The organism is Pedobacter cryoconitis (assembly GCF_014200605.1).
GTDB classification, from domain to species: Bacteria; Bacteroidota; Bacteroidia; order Sphingobacteriales; family Sphingobacteriaceae; genus Pedobacter; species Pedobacter cryoconitis_B.
Genome location: NZ_JACHCE010000009.1, coordinates 192507 through 215424 on the forward strand (window position 1 = coordinate 192507; position 22918 = coordinate 215424).

General features: G+C 39.4%; 18 protein-coding genes. 7 read left to right on the top strand and 11 right to left on the bottom strand.

The genetic code is table 11. From position 1 onward, the window contains the following. Positions 1 to 16: 16 nt before the first annotated feature. From HDE68_RS22380 to HDE68_RS22395, 4 genes are read right to left on the bottom strand one after another with little or no spacing between them, the layout of a single operon-like run. Positions 17 to 1258 carry an ABC transporter permease gene (locus HDE68_RS22380; RefSeq protein ID WP_183884459.1) on the bottom strand — a complete coding sequence of 414 codons (1242 nt, stop codon included), beginning with the start codon at positions 1256 to 1258 and terminating at the stop codon, positions 17 to 19. 10 nt (positions 1259 to 1268) lie between these two features. Beyond that, the gene (locus HDE68_RS22385) at positions 1269 to 1934 is read right to left on the bottom strand and encodes an ABC transporter ATP-binding protein (RefSeq protein ID WP_183884460.1); all 666 of its coding nucleotides are present in this window, start codon (positions 1932 to 1934) and stop codon (positions 1269 to 1271) included. A gap of 23 nt (positions 1935 to 1957) precedes the next feature. Further along, positions 1958 to 3415: a TolC family protein gene (locus tag HDE68_RS22390; protein ID WP_183884461.1), complete on the bottom strand. Its 1458-nt coding sequence runs from the start codon at positions 3413 to 3415 to the stop codon at positions 1958 to 1960. A 20-nt stretch (positions 3416 to 3435) separates the two neighbouring features. Further along, complete coding sequence (locus HDE68_RS22395; protein WP_183884462.1) at positions 3436 to 4683, bottom strand: efflux RND transporter periplasmic adaptor subunit; 1248 nt, start codon at positions 4681 to 4683, stop codon at positions 3436 to 3438. A 199-nt stretch (positions 4684 to 4882) separates the two neighbouring features. Here HDE68_RS22395 and HDE68_RS22400 point away from each other — a divergent pair, with 199 nt between their 5' ends. The 4 genes from HDE68_RS22400 to obgE all read left to right on the top strand — a co-directional run bounded on the left by HDE68_RS22400 (position 4883) and on the right by obgE (position 8747). After that, positions 4883 to 5440 carry a TetR/AcrR family transcriptional regulator gene (locus HDE68_RS22400; RefSeq protein WP_183884463.1) on the top strand — a complete coding sequence of 186 codons (558 nt, stop codon included), beginning with the start codon at positions 4883 to 4885 and terminating at the stop codon, positions 5438 to 5440. A gap of 45 nt (positions 5441 to 5485) precedes the next feature. Next, on the top strand, positions 5486 to 6631 hold the full coding sequence (locus HDE68_RS22405; RefSeq protein WP_183884464.1) for an MFS transporter: 1146 nt from the start codon (positions 5486 to 5488) through the stop codon (positions 6629 to 6631). 447 nt (positions 6632 to 7078) lie between these two features. Then, positions 7079 to 7648: an adenylate kinase gene (locus HDE68_RS22410; protein ID WP_183884465.1), complete on the top strand. Its 570-nt coding sequence runs from the start codon at positions 7079 to 7081 to the stop codon at positions 7646 to 7648. A 76-nt stretch (positions 7649 to 7724) separates the two neighbouring features. Next, entirely contained in the window at positions 7725 to 8747 is a 1023-nt protein-coding gene (obgE, locus tag HDE68_RS22415) for a GTPase ObgE (RefSeq protein WP_183884466.1), read from the top strand. Between the two features lie 364 nt (positions 8748 to 9111). On the opposite strand, the gene HDE68_RS22420 is transcribed toward obgE, so the two are convergent. From HDE68_RS22420 to HDE68_RS22440, 5 genes are all read right to left on the bottom strand, one after another. Beyond that, entirely contained in the window at positions 9112 to 10485 is a 1374-nt protein-coding gene (locus HDE68_RS22420) for an AMP-binding protein (RefSeq protein ID WP_183884467.1), read from the bottom strand. Positions 10486 to 10501: 16 nt separating this feature from the next. Beyond that, positions 10502 to 10735: an acyl carrier protein gene (locus HDE68_RS22425; RefSeq protein WP_221300898.1), complete on the bottom strand. Its 234-nt coding sequence runs from the start codon at positions 10733 to 10735 to the stop codon at positions 10502 to 10504. A gap of 53 nt (positions 10736 to 10788) precedes the next feature. Continuing rightward, positions 10789 to 12195 carry an MATE family efflux transporter gene (locus tag HDE68_RS22430; RefSeq protein WP_183884469.1) on the bottom strand — a complete coding sequence of 469 codons (1407 nt, stop codon included), beginning with the start codon at positions 12193 to 12195 and terminating at the stop codon, positions 10789 to 10791. Next, the gene (locus HDE68_RS22435; RefSeq protein WP_183884470.1) at positions 12195 to 14021 is read right to left on the bottom strand and encodes an IucA/IucC family protein; all 1827 of its coding nucleotides are present in this window, start codon (positions 14019 to 14021) and stop codon (positions 12195 to 12197) included. The genes HDE68_RS22430 and HDE68_RS22435 overlap by 1 nt, the downstream gene beginning before the upstream one ends. A gap of 92 nt (positions 14022 to 14113) precedes the next feature. After that, the gene (locus tag HDE68_RS22440; RefSeq protein ID WP_183884471.1) at positions 14114 to 16576 is read right to left on the bottom strand and encodes a GNAT family N-acetyltransferase; all 2463 of its coding nucleotides are present in this window, start codon (positions 16574 to 16576) and stop codon (positions 14114 to 14116) included. A 385-nt stretch (positions 16577 to 16961) separates the two neighbouring features. On the opposite strand from HDE68_RS22440, the gene HDE68_RS22445 reads away from it, so the two are divergent. Together HDE68_RS22445 and HDE68_RS22450 are read left to right on the top strand one after the other, a co-directional pair. Further along, the gene (locus tag HDE68_RS22445; RefSeq protein ID WP_183884472.1) at positions 16962 to 18500 is read left to right on the top strand and encodes a SulP family inorganic anion transporter; all 1539 of its coding nucleotides are present in this window, start codon (positions 16962 to 16964) and stop codon (positions 18498 to 18500) included. A gap of 8 nt (positions 18501 to 18508) precedes the next feature. After that, positions 18509 to 19423, top strand: a complete 915-nt coding sequence (locus HDE68_RS22450) for a bestrophin family protein (protein ID WP_183884473.1) — start codon at positions 18509 to 18511, stop codon at positions 19421 to 19423. 451 nt (positions 19424 to 19874) lie between these two features. On the opposite strand, the gene map is transcribed toward HDE68_RS22450, so the two are convergent. Both map and HDE68_RS22460 read right to left on the bottom strand, forming a co-directional pair. Further along, positions 19875 to 20633, bottom strand: coding sequence for a type I methionyl aminopeptidase (gene map, locus HDE68_RS22455; RefSeq protein WP_183884474.1), 759 nt, complete (start codon positions 20631 to 20633; stop codon positions 19875 to 19877). Between the two features lie 112 nt (positions 20634 to 20745). Beyond that, the gene (locus HDE68_RS22460) at positions 20746 to 21432 is read right to left on the bottom strand and encodes a helix-turn-helix transcriptional regulator (protein WP_183884475.1); all 687 of its coding nucleotides are present in this window, start codon (positions 21430 to 21432) and stop codon (positions 20746 to 20748) included. A 271-nt stretch (positions 21433 to 21703) separates the two neighbouring features. On the opposite strand from HDE68_RS22460, the gene kbl reads away from it, so the two are divergent. Further along, a complete protein-coding gene (kbl, locus tag HDE68_RS22465; RefSeq protein WP_183884476.1) occupies positions 21704 to 22894 on the top strand; it encodes a glycine C-acetyltransferase in 1191 nt (396 codons plus the stop codon). Positions 22895 to 22918 lie beyond the last annotated feature (24 nt).

Below are 22918 nucleotides of genomic sequence, written 5' to 3' on the forward strand. Positions count from 1 at the left end.
AAATGAAAATGTTAAATTAATTAGCCTTCAGGGCTGTTACTACATTCAATCTGGACATCCGCCATGCGGGATACACCCCGGAGAGTAATCCGAAAAACAGGCAGGCTATCAAAGTATAACCCAGTACTGCTAAATTTAAAGACAGGTTCAGATTAGGGACAAGATTCAGTGTATTGAGATAATAGATGACTATAACTGATAGGATAATACCGATTGCACCGCCAATAAAAGTTAATATGATATTTTCTACAATAAACTGATAGACCAATGTTCTGGATGAAGCACCAAATGCTTTTCTTACACCGATTTCTGAAGATCTTTCCATAATCCTGGTCATATTGATATTGACCAGGTTAATGGTTGGTAATAATAAAAACAGGAAAGCCAGCAGACTCAGGATGGAGATTAATTTGACAACTCCCGAACTGCCGTCATCCCGGCCTGCAATTTCTCTTGCAATACCTTCGAAATAACCGTCCGCAGAACAGTAAAACTGATCGAATTCCTTATTGTTAATCGGAACTTTAGCAATCATCTGATTAAATTCCTGCTTCATTTTCGGTACATCTGCGTCCGATCCGGCCAGCAGGATCGCATTGTAATCCCCCATCAGTCCTGGTTCTTTATAATTGGCTTTTGATACGGTATAGGGCAGGTACATATCCCCATAAATATTGGTCATAGTCCTGGGCACATTTTTAACTACCCCGATCACTTTGTAATTGACATTGTCTGCCTCTATGCTTTTCCCGATTACAGTAGCAGCGTCGCCGAAATATGCTTTCTTCGTGTCTTCTGAAATCACTGCAACATGTGCTGCCTGATCAATTTGTTTTTTATTAAAAGGTTTGCCTTCCAGAAACTGATAATCCAGGATATCCCAGAAATCAGCATTGGTATATTTAAATTCGATGATTATCTTTTTATTATTGACATAAGTATTGGTGGCAGCTGAGAAAGAAGATATCGCAATTTTTGCAGGGACCTTCAGTGTTGAAATATATTTGTCCAGTAAATAAAAGGAAGCTGGACTTCTGTTCATCCAGCCTTCTTTTGAATTTTTTAACAAGACTGTAGTGACATACAAAGACCGGTTTCTTTTAAGGTCAGGATAATTTGGACTGAATATTTTATCCAGAAATGCGGTGGTCACCATCAGAATGGTGAGCGTAAAGCTAATGCCGAATAAACTGATAAATGTGAAGAATTTTCTTCTCTTTAATACTGCGATGGCTATTTTGAAGTAATTTTTAAGCATAATCCCTGAATTAAAGAACTTGTGAACCATCAAATAAACGGATCAGACGATGTGTTTTCTGAGCCATATTTTCATCGTGCGTAACCATGACAATGGTGGTGTCCCGGTGTTTATTCAGGTTGATCAGGATCTCCATAATTTCATTGCCCATTGCACTGTCCAGGTTTCCGGTTGGCTCATCGGCCAGGATAATCTGCGGGGAGCCAACTATTGCACGCGCAATAGCTACCCGCTGACGCTGGCCCCCTGAGAGCTGTGTCGGGAAATGTTTTAACCTGTTGCTGAGGCCTACTTTTTCCAGGGCTACGGCTGCCAGAATCCTGCGCTCTTTCTCTGTTGAACTCCGGTACAACAAAGGAAGGGCTACATTATCAAGCACCTGAAGGTCATTGATCAGGTGATAGCTCTGAAAGATAAAACCGATATGCTGATTCCTGAATTTTGCTAATTGCTGATCAGACAGGTTCTTTGTATCCTGATTATTGATGGTGATGCTCCCTTTGGAAGGATCGTCCAATAAGCCCATGATATTTAACAGCGTACTTTTACCACAGCCGGATGGTCCCATGATAGATAAGAATTCACCTTTGGCTATATCGAGGTTTACCCCTTTAACTGCAAGGGTCTCAACGGTATCAGTGCGGTACACTTTTTCAATGTTTTGTAAACGTATCATATTGTATAGTTAATAATTAAGATTTAGTTATAGGTTATTTTTTTGTTCTTTTCGAAATCATATAATGACAGGTATCTCAGTTGATAATAAGCTCCCCAGAAATCTCTTAAAGAACCTACATAATCCCTTTTTGCCCTGTCGTTTTCCTGAAAAGCAATGCTGAGTTCGGTAATGCTCAGATCGCCCAAAACGTATCGTTCTCTGGCAATCTGATACTTTTCTGAGGCAATCTGCTCTGCATTTGCCGTAAGTACCATTTGTTCTTTCATCATATTGAAAAGCGTGACCTGGGTGACGATCTGCTGTTTAAAGGTCTGTTTGTCCTGCTCTACTGCATAAGCTGTAAATTGCTCGCTTGCCTGTGCAGTTTTAGTACGGGACCGGGAACGGCCCCAGTCCAGCACAGGGACTGTTAATTGTAATTGTACAGACTGCTGGCTTTTGGGAGAACGGTAAACATCCGGGATATTCCCTGCAGTATTTGAAAAACCAAGATTCGCATTCAGTGTCGCGTTGAGCCCATTTTGTCCTTTAGCTTTAGCCACGTCTCTTTTTGCTTCCGCCAGTCTTCTTCCAAAGGCAATAGCGTCCGACCTGTTTTCAAATGCTTCTGCCAGTACTTTGTTTGTCGCTACATTCATCTGGCTTGCTACCGCAGGGATGGCAAGCGTGATCCTGACATCTCCTTCCATCCCGATATAACTACGCAGGTTCAAGGTGGCTATTTCCATATCGCGCTTTGCGGTACCAGCAGATTTCCTGGCATTCAGCTCTTCGAGCTGTAATTGAAGAATCTCGTTGCGGGCTATCTTTCCCAGTTCAAATTTAGTATTGGCTACTTTAAGTATTTTGTGGGTATTATCCAGATTGGTATTGGCAATATTTAAATTTACCTGTGCAAGTAACAGGTCAAAAAAGTAACCATTAACAGTGACAGCAATTTGTTCCTGTGCTTCAATATAGGCCTGCTTACTTTCGTTGAATTTTAGTGGTTCTATCTTTTTATCCCATTTCAGGTTATTGAATTGAAATAAGGGTTGTGTAAAACCTATTCCATAAGGGATACTATTGTAGAGTACATTATTCCTGTCAAAATCATCAAAACGTTGTAATTGGGTTGTGCCATAAATGGTAGCTCCTGTTGAAGTAATCGTCTGACTGAAATTCAGGGTCAGTGAGGAATTGTCATTGTGAATGGGTTGAAATACGATCGTACCATTGGGTTGCAAAACCTGGGAATAGGTCTTATTATAACCAGGCAAAATACCGCTTAAGGCTAATTGCGGCTGGTAATTGGATTTAAAAGTCCTGAACTCCCAATACTTGGTTTCTTTAACCGTAATAGCCTGTTTTGCCGCGATCGAATTTGCTTTGGCCATTTCAATTGCCTGGGGAAGGGTAAGTTTGATCGTATCCTGACTATCATTTCCCATCGCTCTTGCTGTACAGCTTAAAAATAAAAAGAGTAAAATAAATTTCATGTGATCAGGGGGGCTTATGATTAATTGACAATCGAAATTTCTGATGCGTTTTTATAAGCGGTCATATCAGATGTGATGATGACTTCGCCTGGTTTGAGTCCACTGATAATCTCGATATAGTCGAAATTGCTGAGCCCGGTTTTAACGGTTCTGCGCTGCGCTTTCCCCTGGCTGACTACGAAAATATCCTGCAGGTCTGAACCTTTAAATGCAGGGCCGTTGACTACTCTTGTAACCCCATTCCGGACTGCGGTAACCAGAAATAAATCAACCTTCATATTAGGCCTTAACTGCTTGTTATTTCTTTGTTCGAGCTGTACTTCGAAAGAAACAATTCCATTATTTACAGCGGGAGATATATTGATCACCTGTCCTCTGAGCTGGGTTTCGTTAAAGCGGATAATAGCGGGCATATGGTTATGCAATTGACCAAGAAGATTGTCGGACATGCTGCCAGCTACTTTAAAACTGCCCAGATCTGCTATTTTGGCCAGGACTTCTCCCTCTTTGATACTTGCCCCGATATTTTTATTTACCCAGGTGATTACGCCGCTGCGTGTGGCGATAACATTTGCGAGATCGAGTTTTCGTTTTAAAGCTGCCTGATCATTTTTTTGAATCGCTAAGGCAATTTCAGCTTCCCTGATCTCGATTTTCATGGTTCGCTGTTTACTTTTAATCTCGTTTTCAAGCTGCTGTTTTTCCAGTTCGGCAACTTTTAGGTTTAGTTCTGCCTGTTCGATATTTTCTTTTGTACCTCCACCGGCTTTATATAGTTTTTTGGTATTGGAAACGGCATCAGTCAGATTGCTGATACGGAGTTGTTTAATATTATTATTAGATTTTATATCATAAAAGCTTTTTTCCAGATCGAGTTTTAACTTTTCGATTTCATTCTCTTTTGATTCTATCAGAAATTTCAATTTATCGAAGTCTGTTTGTGCTGCAGATTTATCCAGGGTAAGAATAGACTGTCCGGCAGTAATTTTATTTCCTGCATCCATCGCCACATTTCTGATCGAAGCATTGATTGGGCTGGTTAAAGCTTCTTCGAATTCTGGTAATATTTCGCCGGTTGCATTAATCGTGTTTTCAATATTTCCTTTTTCAGCAATTGCAGTAGTAAATTCAGCTTTAGTCAGTGCGGGTTTAAAGTAAGCACGTATCAGCCAGATTCCGGCAGCTAATACGACCAGACAAATTATACTGACCAGCAGTCTTTTCTTTCTTTTGCCAGCATTTACTTCTTCGGTAATGATTGTATCCATTTAATTTATTTTGGATAGTGCTTTACAAGCTGAATGCCATTCTTATTTTGTTGGTAATCAGTGTTTTGTCTTTTATTGTCGAATTGAAAATGCCCGATATCGAACGTTCTGTTGGATATCGGGCATTATTTTATATTTCAGGTGATGTATGGAATATTCATTCCATTTTATTAGGTTTGCCTTTAGATAATCTATCCTCATGAATAAAAAAGAGCAAATCCTGAACGCGACATTGAAGTTAATTGTACAAAAAGGTATTGAGTCTACACCAATGTCTGAGATTGCAAAAGCTGCTGATACGGGTATGGGCGCTATATATAACTACTTTCCTAATAAAGAATCGCTGGTCAGTGAATTGTATTTTCACCTGAAAACAAAAGAGTCGGCTATCATTGCCTATGGATATGACAGCAGTCTTTCTGTGAAGCAGCGGTTTATTTATTTATGGAAAAAAATGATCAGTTATTTCCTTGCTGAGCCGCTGGATTTTATGTTCCTGGAGCAATTTTATTATTCTCCGTCAATTGATCCGGTAGCTAAACATAACGGTAGTTTATATCTTAAAGACCTGGATCAGGTGTATTTAGATGGTCAGGCGCAGCAAATTATGAAAGAAGGGGATATTAAAGAATGGATAGGTTTTACTAGCGGTTCATTAGTTTCCCTGGTCAAATTACATCATAGTAATTATATCAGACTGAAGGAGGAAACGATTAATAACTATATCCAGGCTGCCTGGGATGCGATTAAGAGTTGAAAATTATTTTTAGGAATAAACATTCCATGTTTAAAAGATTAGTTGATGAAGAATAAAATAGCTTATATCGGCTGTCTTAGTCTGATTGGTATGATTACTACAGAATTTGGTGTTATCGGAATCCTGCCTCAGCTGGCCGAATATTATCAGATCAGTATAGATAAAGCAGGTCTGCTTTTAAGTGCTTATGCGATGGTGGTTGCACTGGCCGGCCCATTGATGACCATGTTTGCATCCGGGTTTAACCGAAAGCACCTCATGGCTTTAACGATGGTTATCTTTCTGATTACCGGAATTGTTTCGTCAATGGCACCTCCATTCTGGTTGCTGATGACTGTCAGGGTTTTACCTGCATTTCTTCATCCTGTACTGGTTTCTACGGCTGTGGCTGCGGCGACCAGCACTGCAGATCAGAAGGATGCGCATAAAATGATGGCTATTGTGATTGGTGGGATATCGATCGCTACCATCACTACGGTACCATTTGCAGCCTATATAGCAGGGGTATTTAATCACTGGCAATCTTCTTTTATGGTACAGGCAGTCATTAGTCTTATCGTATTGCTTTCTATTATATTTCTTCTTCCGTCTATGCCGGGCGGAGAAAGGAAATCATATCGCTCGCAAATCAGTATCCTGAAAAAGCCGGCTTTTATTGCCAGTTCATTGTTTGCTTTTTTTATGATCGGTTCCATATTCAGTACTTATAGTTATTTCGCCGGCTATTTATCAAAGGTGAATGGGATGGACGAAAAAACGATCAGTCTGATGCTGTTATTGTTTGGGCTGACCGGGGTTTTGGGGAATTTTATTGCAGGCAAACTACTTTCCAGAAATATTACCAGAATAACGGCTGTATTTCTGATCGGATTAATCGCGGTATCTGTTCCACTTTATTTCTCAGGACCGATGTCTGCCCGGACAGTTTTATTAATAGCGGTATGGGGATTTTTACAAACGCCATGTTTTCTGACCTCACAGGCATATATGATAGAAACGGCACCCGAAGCACCCGAATTTGCGAACAGTATCTCTATCTCTTTTGGTAATCTGGGTATTTCAATAGGGACGGCGATAGGTGGTCTTTCTATTGCAACATATGGGATACACAGTACACCCTGGATTATGTTTGGCTTTGGTATAGCTGCACTGGTGATGATGCTGATTAAAAAAATGATGGAAGCCCCTTAGGTTGAAATTTAAGTCCCTGGTAAGGAGCTAGAAAAATATTTTACGGGGATATTTCCGGGGATTAATTGCTGACAAAAAGGAGGCTTAATAAATCGAAGAAATGCGCTGTAATATTTACATCAGCATCAGCGCTGTCTGCAGGAGTATTTTGAAAAAAAGTGAACATAGTAAATTAATAATTATATATTTGCAGCCTTGGAAAAGATTTAAAGTTGTTTGCAATTAAGAGATTAATTTTTCTGTTCAGCAGCATTAAATTCCTCTAAAGAAAAATGGTCAATTGGAACAAAATGCTCGTCTTTTTGGCTAATGCCGATTTAAATCGGCAAAAATTAAATAAATTGTTTTCGGTGGTTAAATCTCTCTTTTTAGAAGCTAAATATAATCTACTGGAAAAGCCTTAAACCCATTGCGGAGAAGGCTTTTAAATTTTTAAAGACAACCCAAATGCTAAATTTTGTTCTCTTTGGCCCACCGGGTGCAGGTAAAGGCACCCAATCACAAAAATTGATTGATCGTTATCAGTTAATACATATTTCTACTGGTGATCTTTTCAGAGCACATATCAGTAACCAAAGTCCTCTGGGCAAACAGGTAAGTGCGCTTATAGCGGACGGACAGCTTGTGCCGGATGCGATTACGATTGCTATGCTGGAAGAAGAAGTAGATAAAAATCCTGATGCTAAAGGATTTATCTTTGACGGTTTTCCAAGAACAGTTGCCCAGGCAGCAGCATTGGATGAATTCCTGGAAAGTAAAGGAAGTTCTATCGCAGTGGTAATTGCATTGGACGTTGATCAGGATGAATTGACTAAAAGGATTGCTGAACGTCAGAAACTAACTAACAGGGTTGATGATCAGGCAGACAAATTACAAAAACGCATTGATGAGTATTTCAGCAAAACAATTCATGTTTTGCCTTATTACGAAGCACAAAATAAATTAAGCAAAGTTAACGGCATCGGTCAGATCGATGATATCTTTGCTGAGTTATGTGCGGTGCTGGATAAATATTAATTAAAAAATATACTGAATAGCGGGACGAATGTAAGTTCTTCCCGCTATTTTTATTGGTAAGAAAAAATAAAAGGTTATGTCACAGGGTTCGAATTTTGTAGATTACGTTAAGATATGCTGCCGTTCAGGAAAGGGAGGGTCAGGTTCTTCACATTTACATCGTGATAAAATGACCTCAACTGGTGGTCCTGATGGTGGAGATGGTGGAAGAGGCGGACATATTATTCTAAGAGGGAATGCCCAGTTCTGGACCCTTTTACATTTAAAATACCGGAAACATATTCTTGCCACAGATGGCGGGCCTGGTTCAAGTTCAACCAGTACTGGTAAATCTGGTAAAGATGAATACCTGGATGTTCCACTGGGAACTATAGCTAAAGATGCTGAAACCGGGGAAGATCTTTTTGAAATTACTGAAGACGGACAAACTGAAATCCTGACTGCAGGAGGAAGGGGAGGTCTTGGAAACTGGCATTTCAAAACTTCTACACTGCAAACACCACGTTTTGCACAACCTGGAGAGTCGGGTACAGAGCAATGGGTAGTTCTTGAATTAAAAGTTCTGGCCGATGTTGGTCTGGTTGGTTTCCCGAATGCAGGAAAATCTACTTTACTTTCTGTAGTCTCTGCTGCTAAACCAGAGATCGCTGATTATCCTTTTACAACCCTTGTCCCTAATTTAGGAATTGTATCTTACCGCTCTAACCGGTCATTCGTAATGGCTGATATTCCTGGTATTATTGAGGGCGCATCAAAAGGAAAAGGTTTAGGATACCGTTTCTTACGTCATATAGAACGTAATTCTGTACTTTTATTCATGGTTCCTGCGGATACCAACAGAACGATTACAGAAGAATATGAGATCCTTAAGTCTGAGTTGCTGGATTATAATCCGGAATTGATGCAAAAACCTCATTTACTGGCGATCACTAAATCAGATATGCTGGATGATGAGCTTGTAGCAGAAATTAAAAAAGATCTGCCTGCAAACGTTCCATCTGTATTTATTTCTTCAGTTGCACAAAAAGGGCTTGTTGAGTTAAAGGATATGATTTGGCAGGCTATTGATGCCGATCAGACCTCTCCTTTGGAAAAATAAATTTTCAGAATTTTGTTGAATTATTTGTTATTATTCTTAATTATGTTTAAATTAGGATTAACAATCAGCGTCTTATAGTTTGCTCTTCTAATTCTCTACCTCAATACCAAGATAGAATTTCTTCTGCGAACGCTTTTTATAGGCACAGCTTTTGTACATCTTCAATTTAAATTTATAATGTATGGATAAGAGATCATTTTATTTCCTTTTCACAGTTCTAGCTGCTTCAATGTTAATCATGGGCACTTATAAGGTTACTAAGAAAAAAGCACCAAGCGTAAACACACATAATCAGTCTACTAAAGTCATTAAGTAGGACCTGCCATTTTTAAATGGCAGGTCCTGCTGATAAGTTCCGGTAAAATTAATCTATCAGCTGAATTGCGGTACTATAATCTATTTTACCATTTGGCGTCAACGGGACAGATTCTACAAACTTTACTTTTACCATACTGGGATGAAGATTTAGTTTTTCTTTAAGAACTGACTTTACCTGATTGGCCGTTAATTCTTCATTTAAATGAAGGACCATGACAGATTTATCTTCAATTCCCATACAGACAAAGGTTTCTCCGCCCATTGCATTTTTAAGGATCAGTTCTATTTCATCGAGGTTCATCCGGGTCCCAAATAATTTCACGATCCTTTTGATCCTGCCGATAATATAATAGTAACCTTCTTCGTCCTTTTTACCTACATCGCCTGTTTGTAAACGATCACTATGCGTAAATGAATCCAAATCTTCAAGTCTTTTGGCATAACCGCCAAAAATATTGGGGCCAAGGTAAATGAGCTCGTTACTTTCAGGATCGATCTCAAAACTTCCATTTTTAATAGGTATTCCAATAGAAGTGTTCTTCGTAAACAGGTCTTCATGCGGCAGATAAGCCATACGTCCGGCAGCTTCTGTTTGTCCGTACATCACGAAAAACTTTGTGGTATGTTTTTTACAGTGCTCTGCCAGGACCTGGACCAGGGTATGGTTAAGAATCCCTCCGGTCTGGGTCATATATTTTAAGGACGGATATTCTTTTTTGAAGAAGCCTATACGGTTAAGCATCTCATAAACATAAGGGACACCTCCAATAGAGGTACATTGATATTGCTCAAAGTCTTCCCAGAAAGCTTTCTGTAAAATATCTCTGTTGGTGCAGATTATTTTTCCGCCTGCAATGCTGTTACTGGTAAAAATAGATAAGCCATAGACAAAGATGACCGGTACATTAAGCGGGGTTACATCTGTTTCACTGATGGGAAGAAATTCTAAGATGGAGTAAGCATTCTGTACTAAATTCTCTTCAGACAGCTTCACAAATTTTGGAGAGCCGGTAGTGCCCGAAGTGCTGAGCAGGAGTTTAATTTCTTCATTTACCGGATAGTCTGGCTCTGACAGATTTTTAAACAATTGAATTCTCGCTGATGCTGCATATTGCTCAAACCCGTCAATTGCTGTTCTTGTAGGATCATAGATATAGTAGGGCAGGTAAAGCTGCTCCAGTTCAAGCTTAAACTGGATATCCAGTTGCGGACTTAATAGTGTTACCGTGAAATCGCTCTGTAAGAAGTTTAAAAATACTTCTACCGAGCCAATCATATTATCTGTGTATAAGAAAACGACGGCTTTCTTATGGTCTATAGCTAAAGATTGATGAAACTCATTCACCCCGTAGGATGTATCCGTTAAGGCATCAATATAAACCAGGTTTTTATTGCTTCGTATTAAATCATAAAGTCTCATAAGTTTATTTTATTGATTAAGCTTCGACGCCGTATTTTTTTAATCCTGTAATGACGTTATTGACATCAGTCATTTCCAGTAAATCTTCTGTTTCAATTGTGATTGAATAATTGGATTCCAGTTCTGCAATAAGAATCATATGTGACATGGAATCCCACTCCGGAACACTCTGATAGGCTAAATCATCGGTAATCTGGTCTGTAGGGAGCGCCAAAGCAGTGGATAAGATCTCTTGTAATTTTGGTGACATGTTCATCTTGTTTTATTTTAGGTATAATGGTTAAGACCAGATGGTCATCTGTTTTAAACTTTTGTTTTTTTCCAATCGCCTTTCCTGAAAATAAGGATACAGGCGATTGCCAGAACGAGTTCTGAAGTTAGGATAGCAATGAAAACCCCTTTTGTCCCCCAGTTCATCTGAATTCCAAGAAGCCAGGCTAAAGGGAGCTGGGTGATATAGAACATCAGCACATAGAGTAAGGTGAGCTGTTTGACATTACCGGCTGCATTGAGCGCCCTGGAAATGACCATGGTATAGCCCAGCAGGATATAAGCAATGGACAGGTATTGGATATACATGACCCCGCTTTGAAGTATTCCGGGTACACTGGTAAATATGCCGATGACATCTTTGGCAAAAAACAACCAGAATATGGCGACCAGGCTTAAAAAACACATGTTAAATAGACCTGCCCTCCATACGGTCTGTTCTGCACGTTCAGGTTGTTTAGCCCCCATATTCTGTCCGGTAAGTACACCGGCAGCATTTCCTATACCCCAGGCGGGCATCGTTGCGACCGAAGCCACCCGCTGTGCAATAATATAGCCGGCAAAAGCATCAGCTCCAAAATGTGTAATGATTTTGGTCATAATCAACCAGCTGGAAGAGGGGATCAGGTATTGAAAGGTGCCTGCAAAACCTAATCTCAGCATACTTTTTACAATGTCTGGTACAAAAACCAATTGGGCTCTTTTGATGACAATAATTGTTTTGCCCCAGATCAGATACCAGAACTGATAAATTACGCCGATGACCCTGGCAATGACTGTGGCTAAAGCAACTCCGGTCAAGCCTAAAGCAGGAATAAAACCCCAGCCAAAAATCAGGATAGGGCACAGGATAATATTGATGAGGTTAGAAACCCATAAATTGCGCATGGCCATTGCAGCATCGCCCGCTCCACGGAAAATCCCGTTTAACAGCATCCTGAGTATCAGTAAAAAGACACTGCCTAACATGAGCTGAGAAAATAAATGCCCATGTATAATCAGTTTTTCAGGAGCACCAACGGCATGCAGGACTTCCTGAGAGAAAACACATAAACCCGTAGCGATGATCCCGCCTATACTTACGCCTACATAAATGGCCTGCATAGCGGTAGAACCTGCGCTTTCAAATTTAGCTTCACCAATACGTCTGGCTATGATAGTTGATGCAGCGATACTCAGGCCCATAGCTACCGAATAGGCAACTGCGGTTATGGATTGGGTAATCCCGACAATGAGAATCGCATCGGCACCAAGCTTACTGACAAAAAAGATATTGACGAAAACAAAAAGAGATTCCATAGTCAGCTCCAGTACCATCGGTACAGAGAGCAATACAATTGCCCTGTTGATGCCGCCAGTGGTGAATTTCTTCTCTGTGCCCTGTACCGCCTGCCAGAGCAATTGTAGAATTGACCTGGTCTGCAAGATAAGTGTCTTCATTAATTTTCTTTTAAAATTGCAGTTTCAGCAGTTTTGAACTGGGTAAGCGGATTGATTAATGCGCCGCTTTTAAATGATCTTGCAAAACCTGTTGTTTCTTTATACCCGTTAAACAGGCGCTGACTATTGATGTTCAGACGCTTAAAATGAGGGGTAAATAGGTTATATCTTTCGAATTTTGCATTCAGCTCCTGATGTTCGTCCTGGTAGGTTTGTACAACATCATATACACAGGTCCAGAAAGACTGTTCCTGATAACCGGCAGTAGTTTCCAGGATGTCACTTAAATACCTGAAGAAAGCTTCAAAAACGCCTATAAGAATTACCAGTGGAACGTTTTCAGGATTGGAAGATAAGATCATATTCTCTGAAAAGTCTTTTGGCAATTTTTCCTGAGCTTCTTCATTGAGTAAGATATCCCCTGCAAAATCTTTCAGGACTATACGGACAGGAACATAGTTTTCCAGTACAAGGATGACATTTTCGCCATGCGGATTAACACAAACGGCATGCTGATAGTAAATATGGAGAAGTGGTTTGAGATAAGCATTCAGATAACTCATTAACCATTGTTCAGTGGTCAAACCTGATTTTGTGATCAGCTCTGATACAAAGCTTTTTTCCTGATCATCTATGTATAGTAAGGAAGCCATAGTCATTAGCTTTTCTCCTGATTTCAGGAATTTTCCCGGACTCTCACGCCACAATGCGCCCAGATATTCATTATACTGAAATGGCGGATCTGTGATTTGGGTGTAATTAGGATGCAGATAACCAATAGAGGCCACTTCACCTAATAGAATCAGGCCAAGATCCTGGAGATATTGATCATTTGATAATATACTTTTAAGCCATGCGGTTAAACGCGGTGCAATGGCCAGTTGTTTAGGTGGTAATCCTCTTACTGTACCTGTATTTAAGATCGAGATAGCAGTTTTGACGTAATGTTTATCAGGATGGCTCAGATTAAAAAAAGTACGGATACTTTGTTGCGGGGAGTATATATCATCACCGGATTCTAAAGGGATGAGCAATTGGCCGGCAATATCTGCTGCAAACAAGATAAGCAGTTTATTATTCCACTGCCATTCGTGGATTGGTATAAAGGAATAATCTGAGGCAATTACGCCCTTAGCCGAAAGGATCTCTTTGAATTTGTTTAATTTTTCTTTTCCTAATTCAGCTTCAAAAAACTCCTGTTCATTAATTTCATCTACTGCTTTGAAAGCAGCACGGCTTTGATGAACAGCAATCCAGATCAGCTGGACGGTTTTATTGGCTTCCGGTGCATATTCCAGATAGTCGGTATGGTTAAAGTCAAGTCTGCCTTTGTTGACGATAATCCAGGGGTGTCCATCCATTTGATGTTCGATAGTCTGGTAATCTGCATCGGCAAGTTTCGCTGCCGGAATTCGGCCTTTGGCCTGAATAAAAGCATCTGCGTATAAAGTGTGCAGAATTTCTTCTATATAATGGGCCAGGGTAAATGAATTCAAACCAAAACTTTGCTGCTGTTCAATAAAGAAAGCAGAAACATCTGTAGCTGGTTTCTCCTTTCCATTTTGATGTTTTTTAATGGAAGGTTTTAAGATGTGCCAGTAATCCAGCATCCGTGGATAAGCTGAGAATGTATAATAAATGTTTTCATGGTCTGTATTTAACCTGAAATGTATGAGGCCTTCTTCAGTTTTGCTGGTTATGAGCGGGAGAGCGACCTGCTCATGCATTAGTTCTGCTAATGTTTTGGCAAACAGATTCTGGTTGACTTTCTCCCATATGGTAATATTCAGGGGTTCTACGCTCCCTGTTAAATTTGTCGTTGTCATTTTAAAATGGTTTTTGGTATTGGTTACAGATTAATTTTTTGAATCAAACAGACCTATCCTTTATTTAAAGGATAGATATTTCAGCAGGCTGCTTATACCTTTCCGGTACTCAGCGCTGAGGCCAGCTCGTTTCTAAAATCTTTGGCTGCTGGGAATTTAGCCCAATACCATTCCCGGTAACAAAAATTCAGATTTGCTTTCTTGTCAGGTAGTTCAATCACCTTTTCAATCTTAAAGCCTACATGCGCTTTGTTCATAATGGAAGCCATGGAATCTACCGATCCTTCACCTACCATTTTTCCAACTTTGGGTTCGGCAAAGACATAGTCAAGGATAGACTGGGTAGAAGGGGAAGCATATTTCAGCTTTGGATCAACCGGGGCAATAAACTGATGTGTACCATAATCTGTTATCAGTGCATCATAATAACCACCCAGTAAATCGCGGCAGGCCCAGTAGACTTCAAAGTTAAAGGTGGGTACCCCATTAGCCTCACCGATATAGCTGTTCACCACATCGCCGGCAAGTAAGGTACGGTAAAAGCTTTCCAGCTCACGGATTGGCCAGTTCATTTTCCAGATCTTAAGTGCATGTTCACGGTGAAACCATTCATGCAGCATCTCCAGATCACGGTCAGGGTCTAAAGGACGGATCGTAATTTCAACATCTTCTTTAGGAAAATAACGGCTAAACACGACGTCTTTTCCTTTTGGTTTGATCAGTTCTCTGGAGAAAACCTTTTTATTTAATGGATTGGGGAATTCTTTATAAATAGCCGGATGCGTTCTTGGCGCACTGGCTTCGTCCATATTATTCAGATTGGTCAGTAAATTACACTTGATAGTCAGTTTGGTACTATGAAGTAAATGGGCAACCAGACCAGTAGTGTCAGTTTCCGCTTCTGCCTGGTAGGCATCATAAATTAAACTGATCAGGGTTTGTTCGTCAGCGAGCTTATTGCTGCCTAAAGCACTTACGATACCTAAAAGGTGGTTGACCAGTAAATAGTAACTATGGAAATTAATTAATCTTGGCTCTGCAATGAAAGATCTGCTGTCTATTCCGTAATCAGGGATGAAAGTATAAAGTTCTTCGACCTTTCCCTGACGGAAAAAGTAGCCCTGGTTGTCTCTGAAATGGAGTCTTGAAGGGAAAAGGTCTTCGTCAAACTCAACGAGCATATTCTGCTGATGATATTCTCCGCCTAATCCATATTTATTGAAAATACCTACCAGTGGTTTAATGGTGATTTTCAGATATTGGCTGAACCAGTCAGGCGCAACTTCTTCTTTGGGTTTGTTTTTGCGTCTTGCAGCTTCTTCAATCAGGTTGAGCATTCTTGGTGTTTGCCCTAATATGCCATCCTGGGTTAAAGAAGCAACTAAACCAACATTCTTTTTGGCTGCTGCTGCCCTGAAAGGATTTTGACGGATACTTGTGCTGAAGCCGTCAATGACCTGCCCTTTATAGCTGACGATAATGAAGGCCGGATCGGTAATGAAATTGATTTCAGGATAATCTTTTTTTATTCCCTCACCCCATGGGGTTTTTAACAAGACACTGGCATCATAACCACGATGCAATTCATGTGGATAATTGACACGGAAAGAGTTCGTAATCTTGACATGCAGCGAGAATTTATACATCCATTCGCTTTCTGCATTGTATACCGTACGTACAGATGAGGTGGCAGTAAATAGTGGGCCTGATTTCCCCAGGCTATGTAAAAAACCTTCTGATTGCATTTCTTTAACTTCTGCCAGGTTTAACAGGTGATCGGCTTCCCAGGGATGTACGGGGACCACAGTCCAATCCGGATATTGGTTAAGACTGTCTTTGATTTGATCATCTCCATGAATGAGTAACTCCCTTTTTAACTGTACGGTTGTTAGTTCTTTTTCTGAACTTTTCTCGGTCACATACTCGGGGTGGATCAGGAAATAATGTAACTGAAACTGACCTCTGGTTTCGGGAGAATACTGTGCCAGTTCTGTTTCAGTAAAACCTTCTCTGCTTTTTGGCAGGGGATGTACACTATGACCCAGAATCAGTGATTGTTCGGCTTCGATAAAAGATAATTCAGGTTGATTGGCTGTCTGGTCGTTTTCCTGAAAATCAAATAAATAGCCTCTTAAGTTGCTGATGCTATTTTCTAAACGGCCCTGGGTAATTTCAGGATCAACATCCGGATAGCTGTTTTTAGCAAATCCGGCTATTAATTCAAGAAATCTTTTTGGATCTATTACGTTAATCACATCAGTTTCACAATTACGTTCCACGACAGGAAAAAAGAAAGAGTGGACTCCGCTGTCTGAGAAATAAGCCAGTGGTACAAACACTTCTATGCCTGCACTGGTAAAATCAAATCTTAAAAAAGAGGTGTAACCTGTTGACTGCATGTATTCAGCCAGGGCAGCATCATATTTTGGGATACCTTCATAACGGCCCCAGTTGTTAAACTCCCGGCAGCAGCAATTGATCAGTGATTTGAAGTTAACTTGTTCCGCCTGCTTACGCAATTCAGTTAAGTCGGCTCTTTTGTTTGTCGTTTTCATGTGTAATAGATGTAGGGTGAATTTTGTTTAATAAATCGTTGTTCTATAAGCTTTTGATAGTTAGGCGTCTTTTATTAAGATTGTTTATTATTATTTAGATTGATTAAAATTAATGAAGTAAACGTATTTATAATTATTATAAATAACAAATAAAAATCTCTGGAACGAGCGAATTAGTTAAATAGTATTTGTGAATAGGAAAACTTAAATTCTCTTTTGTTAAAATGGGCTTTGTCTTAGGAATATTGTTTGAGCAGGTTTTATTGTTTTTCTGCTTGTTGTTTTCTGAGGTAATATTGGGTTGATGGGATAAACAGGCTAATGAAGCCGTTTACAAATAGTTAGGGTTTATCCATTTTGATTTTATTGATTAGCTTTGACACCAATGAAGCTCTATTTAAATCTTTTCAACTTTTCTCAGAAGATTAACTATAAGGCAGAAATTCTCGCAGGATTAACGGTTGCAATGACCATGATCCCAGAATCTCTGTCTTTTGCTATTTTGGGCGGTTTTCCTCCTTTAGTTGGCTTGTACGCTGCTTTTATCATGGGACTGTTTACAGCTGTTTTTGGTGGCAGGCCAGGTATGGTATCAGGAGGGGCAGGAGCTACAGTAATTGTATTGATTGCGCTGATGAAATCGCATGGTATAGATTATGTTTTTGCGGCTGTTGCTTTAGCAGGGATATTGCAGATATTGGTTGGCGTTTTTAAGCTGGGTAAATTTATCAGGCTGGTTCCTCAACCGGTCATGTTTGGTTTTGTTAACGGCCTGGCCATAATTATTTTCATGTCACAGCTTGAACAGTTTAAAACTGTGGTTAATGGACATGCGGTATGGCTTTCAGGTAATCCGCTCTGGATCATGCTGGGCCTGGTAGCACTGACTATTGCAATTGTTATTTTACTGCCTAAGTTGACCAAAGCTGTTCCTTCTTCGCTGGTGGCTATAATTGTTGTATTTATTCTGGTATTAGTTTCAGGGATAGATACTAAAATTGTAAGGAACATCGCTGCCGTAAGTGGTGGTTTTCCTCCTTTTCATATTCCCCGGGTTCCACTGAATCTGGATACATTAACTGTGATTTTTCCATTTGCACTGATTATGGCGGGTGTTGGTTTAACAGAAGGGTTACTAACGCTCAATCTTGTGGATGAAATTACAGAGACGAAAGGAAACAGCAGCAGAGAGTGTATTGCACAGGGAGGAGCCAATATTTTGAATGGGTTCTTTTTTGGAATGGGTGGATGCCCAATGATTGCACAAACGTTAGTGAATCTTTCTGCAGGTGCAAGGGCCCGGTTGTCTGGGATCATTGCTGCCCTGACAATTCTCCTGATTATTATATGGGGTGCGCCGGTTATTGAGAGAGTGCCTATGGCTGCGCTGGTAGGGGTGATGATTATGGTTGCGATAGGTACTTTTGAATGGATGAGCTTCCGCATTATTAACAAGATGCCTAAACAGGATATTTTTGTGGGTATACTGGTTGCCGCAATCACAGTCTGGTTACATAACCTGGCCCTGGCAGTTTTGATTGGAGTGATCTTATCTGCGCTCTTTTTTGCCTGGGACAGTTCTAAACGTATACGTGTCAATAAGTATCTGGATACAGCAGGGGTAATGCATTATGAGTTATTTGGCCCCTTGTTTTTTGGCTCTGTCACTACTTTTAATGAGAGGTTTGACATTTCTTCGGACCCTGAACAGGTAATTATAGATTTTAAAGAAAGCAGAATTGCTGATATGTCTGCAATTGATGCAATTAATAAACTAACTAACCGTTATCTTGAGGCTAAAAAGGTGTTGCATCTGAAACATTTGAGTGCGGATTGCAGAAGTCTGTTATATGATGCTGAAGCTGTAATTGATGTTAATATTTTAGAAGACCCGAATTACCTTATTGCTACAGATAGCAAATAAATGAAATTATGATAATCAGGAAAAAAGAAAACTGGCTGAGAATGCTTTTTATCTGGAGAGGATCTGTTTTACCTCAGATTCTTTTTCGTTTGATGCTTTTACTACTAATTTCTGTGGTTATAGTTTATTGTCGTGGTTCAGTTTTTAATTATAAAATACAGTTAAATCCGGGCCCATTTACGCTTTTCGGTATTGCACTGGCAATATTTTTTGGCTTTAGAAATAATGTAAGTTATGACCGGTTCTGGGAAGGCCGGAAAATCTGGGGATCTTTATTGAATACCACGAGATCCCTGACAAGACAGGCTCAGACGGTTACGGCCGAGAAGGATAACAAAGGGGTGAATGAATTTGTCAATTTACTGATTTCATTTACTTATGCGCTGAAACATCAGTTACGCCATACAGATGCTACGGCTGATATAGCCAGGATTTCGGGAACATCATTAGCTGATAAATTAAAACCTGCAATTTATAAGCCTGCTATGCTGCTTACAGAAATGGGGGCATGGGTGAGAAGAAGAAGGTTGAATGGTGAGCTTGATTCTATTCTTGCAACCAGCTTTGATCAGAATTTAAATGAAATGTCAAACATAGTTGGAGGATGTGAAAGGATTGCGAGTACACCTATTCCTTATACTTATAAAGTTTTGCTGCACCGGACTGTTTATATCTATTGCTTTTTATTGCCATTTGGCTTTGTGGATAGTTTAGGCTGGATGATGCCGGTTATTGTTGTATTTATAGCTTATACTTTTGTTGCGCTTGAAGCAGTGGCCGATGAATTGGAAGATCCTTTTGGGGAGGAGCCAAATGATCTTGCGCTAAATACCTTATGTGCAATGATTGAAACTACTTTACTGGAGATGTCTGACCGTGAAGTTCCTGCTCCTTTAGCTGCAAAAGGGTATATACTGGACTAAACTGTTCAAGTATTTTTATGAAAAATATCACAATAATTGTTTCATATATCCGTTTACTGTTCGATTTGTATTGGTAATTGTGGTTTATGACAGATTTTTGTTAAAAATTGTTAATTATTCGGCTATAATTGAATGTTTTTGTGATATTTGAGTAGTAAACAGGTCGTTTTGAACGTTAAATTGTACGAATACGTTCCTAATCAGGTCAGTTAATCAATTTTCTATCTTCATTAATTGGAAAATAGACATTCCTTAAAACTGGCTCAATTTTTATATTATAGGTTATATGCGTATCTGTATCAGATACATAAAAGGAAAACCCGTTCATACAGGTTTATATTTGGTTAGAAAAGGGATGTGTCTGGATGGAACATCCCTTTCTTGTTTTTAATGAAAAAGGGATGTCTTTTGATAAAAACACCCCTTCCTATTAAAAAAAATAATAACCTGATTAAATCCCATTAGCCACAGTCAGAATCTGAGGAACCCCATCTGTAACCAAAATAGTATGCTCATGCTGTGCTACAAAACCACCTTTATTTCCTTTCAGTGTCCAGCCGTCTGCCTGTTCAACTGCCATACTTGATGTAGTGGAAATAAAAGTCTCTATCGCAACCGTTGAATTTTTCTTAAACCTTTGCGTATTATATTTATCGTAACAATTCAGGATACAATCCGGAGCTTCGTGCAGACTTCTTCCTACACCATGACCAGCTAAATTGCGGATCACAGTAAAACCTTGTTTTCTGGCTTCGGTCTCTATAAGTTTGCCAATATCAGCGATTTTAAATCCACCTCTTATCTTACTGATTGCCTTATATAAGATTTCTCTTGAAGCATCAACCAGGGGCTGATGATTATTGATATCTTCTCCTAATACGAAAGAACCTCCGTTGTCGGCCCAAAAACCATCAAGTTCTGCAGATACATCAATATTAACCAGATCACCATTGGCAAGTATCTTTTCTGCCGTAGGAATTCCATGTGCAGCTTCGTTATTAATGCTGATACAAGTCCATCCTGGAAAACCATAGGTCAGTTTTGGTGCAGATTTGGCCCCGTAATCCGCCAGGATCTTTCCTCCAAAATCATCCAGTTCTTTAGTTGATATACCGGGTTTAGCAAATTCACGCATTTGCTTAAGCGTATTTGCAACAGCTTCGCTTACACGTTGCATTCCTAATAATTCTTCTGCTGATGTGATTGACATAGTAGCTGTTTATCGTTAATTAATAATTTATATACAAAGGTACGATAATCCTATAAAAAGGATTAAGCTATAGCTGTAATTTAAATCACATCAAATCATCATATTTAGATGACTAAAGCTGATTTCTTGTAATTTTCCCTTTCAGAATAAATAATCGCCTGATGGCAATTTTATCCAGAATAGTATCTCCTTTATAATCAGGATTTGCAGCACGAAGTACAATTTTCTCTGGTGTTGTATGTTGAAAAAGTAATTTTACAGTAGTAATGTTATTTGCACTTTCGTCTGCCATTACCAGATAGGCTTCTCCCCATTGGATGATATCTTTATTGATCACCTCTCTGATTGCAATAATTTCTCCGCTTGAGTACTTCGGGTACATGCTGTCTCCATATACCGGTAAATAAGCGTCGCAGTCATTAAAAGGCCTGAAATTTACATAGTACTCCGCTTTCTCCTTTAAAAAATTAACCTCACCTGATGAATAATCTGATGGGTTAACATTAATAAATGGAACCCCCTGCTGGATTTCTGAGTTATTTTTTACGGCTTCTTTAAGTGCGTCATCCACTGAGAATATTTTTCCTACACCTGTAGCCAGCCAGGTTTCATTAATATGGTAATGTCTGACCACATCTTCCGAGAGCCTTTTACCAATCATTCTCGAGCCGTTTTCTATTGGAGAAAAGTTGTTTACGTGTTTTGCTATCGGGCTATAGAATTCCTGAAGCGTCATTTTCTTTGCTAACCTGATTTCTTTTAACCTTGGTCCGAAATTTTTTCTTTGATTATCAGTCATATGTCTAATTGGGAAAATTAATTGCTAATACCTATTAATTATGTGTTTCCTGTTGATTATCTTTATTTTATAATTTATTGCAATATACGACATAAAATTCTTTTAAAGTATGTTGTTAGAATTATTATTTATTCATTGTTCTTAATTCGCCTGGAAATTAAGGTCTGCATAGCTCTGGTTTCAAGTCCTGGTAAGTAAGAACAGAATAAATTTAAAACGGCTACTAAGTTGATATTTTTATAACTTTGGTTGCATTAAATAACTAGCATATATGTATAAAACACTGCAACCTGTTCTTAAACAGGAATTAGAACAAATAGAAAAAGACGGATTATACAAACGGGAAAGAGTAATTATCACTCCTCAGGGAGCTGATATCAAAGTAAGTACGGGTCAGGAAGTGGTGAATTTTTGCGCCAATAACTACCTTGGGTTATCTTCAGATCCAAGGGTAACTGCTGCTGCTAAAGATGCGATAGATAAATATGGTTATGGAATGTCTTCTGTGCGCTTTATTTGCGGAACTCAGGATATACATAAAGAACTGGAGCAAAAACTTTCTGAATTTCTGGGCACTGAAGATACTATTCTATATGCAGCAGCTTTTGATGCAAATGGTGGCGTATTCGAGCCTTTATTTAATGATCAGGATGCTATTATTTCTGATGAACTGAATCATGCTTCAATTATTGACGGTGTGCGTTTGTGTAAAGCAAAACGTTTCCGTTATAAACATAGTGATATGGCAGATCTGGAAGAGCAGTTAAAAGCAGCCGCTGGATGCCGTCACAGAATCATCGTTACTGATGGTGCTTTCTCAATGGATGGAACTATCGCACAGCTGGATAAAATATGTGACCTGGCAGATAAGTATGAAGCACTGGTTATGATTGATGAATCTCACTGCTCTGGTTTTATGGGAAAAACAGGAAGAGGGACTCACGAACATTGCGGAGTAATTGACAGAATCGATATTATCACGGGTACTTTAGGTAAGGCACTGGGTGGTGCTTCAGGAGGATTTACTGCAGGTAAAAAAGAAATTATTGACATGCTGCGTCAGCGTTCAAGACCATATTTGTTTTCAAATACACTTGCTCCGGCAATTGCGGGCGCTTCTGTTGCCGTGCTTGAACTATTAAATGAAAGTACAGCCTTAAGAGATAAATTAGAGCATAACACACTTTATTTCCGCCAGAAAATGACGGAAGCAGGATTTGATATCAAAGAAGGCATTCACCCAATTGTACCGGTGATGTTATATGATGCGAAACTTGCACAGGAATTTGCTGCGAAAATGCTGGATGAAGGTATTTATGTGATTGGATTCTACTATCCTGTTGTTCCTCAGGGTAAAGCACGTATCCGTGTACAGCTTTCTGCAGGTCATGAACAACATCATATTGATAAAGCGATTGCTGCTTTCATTAAAGTAGGTAAGGAGCTGAAAGTAATTTCATAACCTTTTACACAAAAATAAACCAGA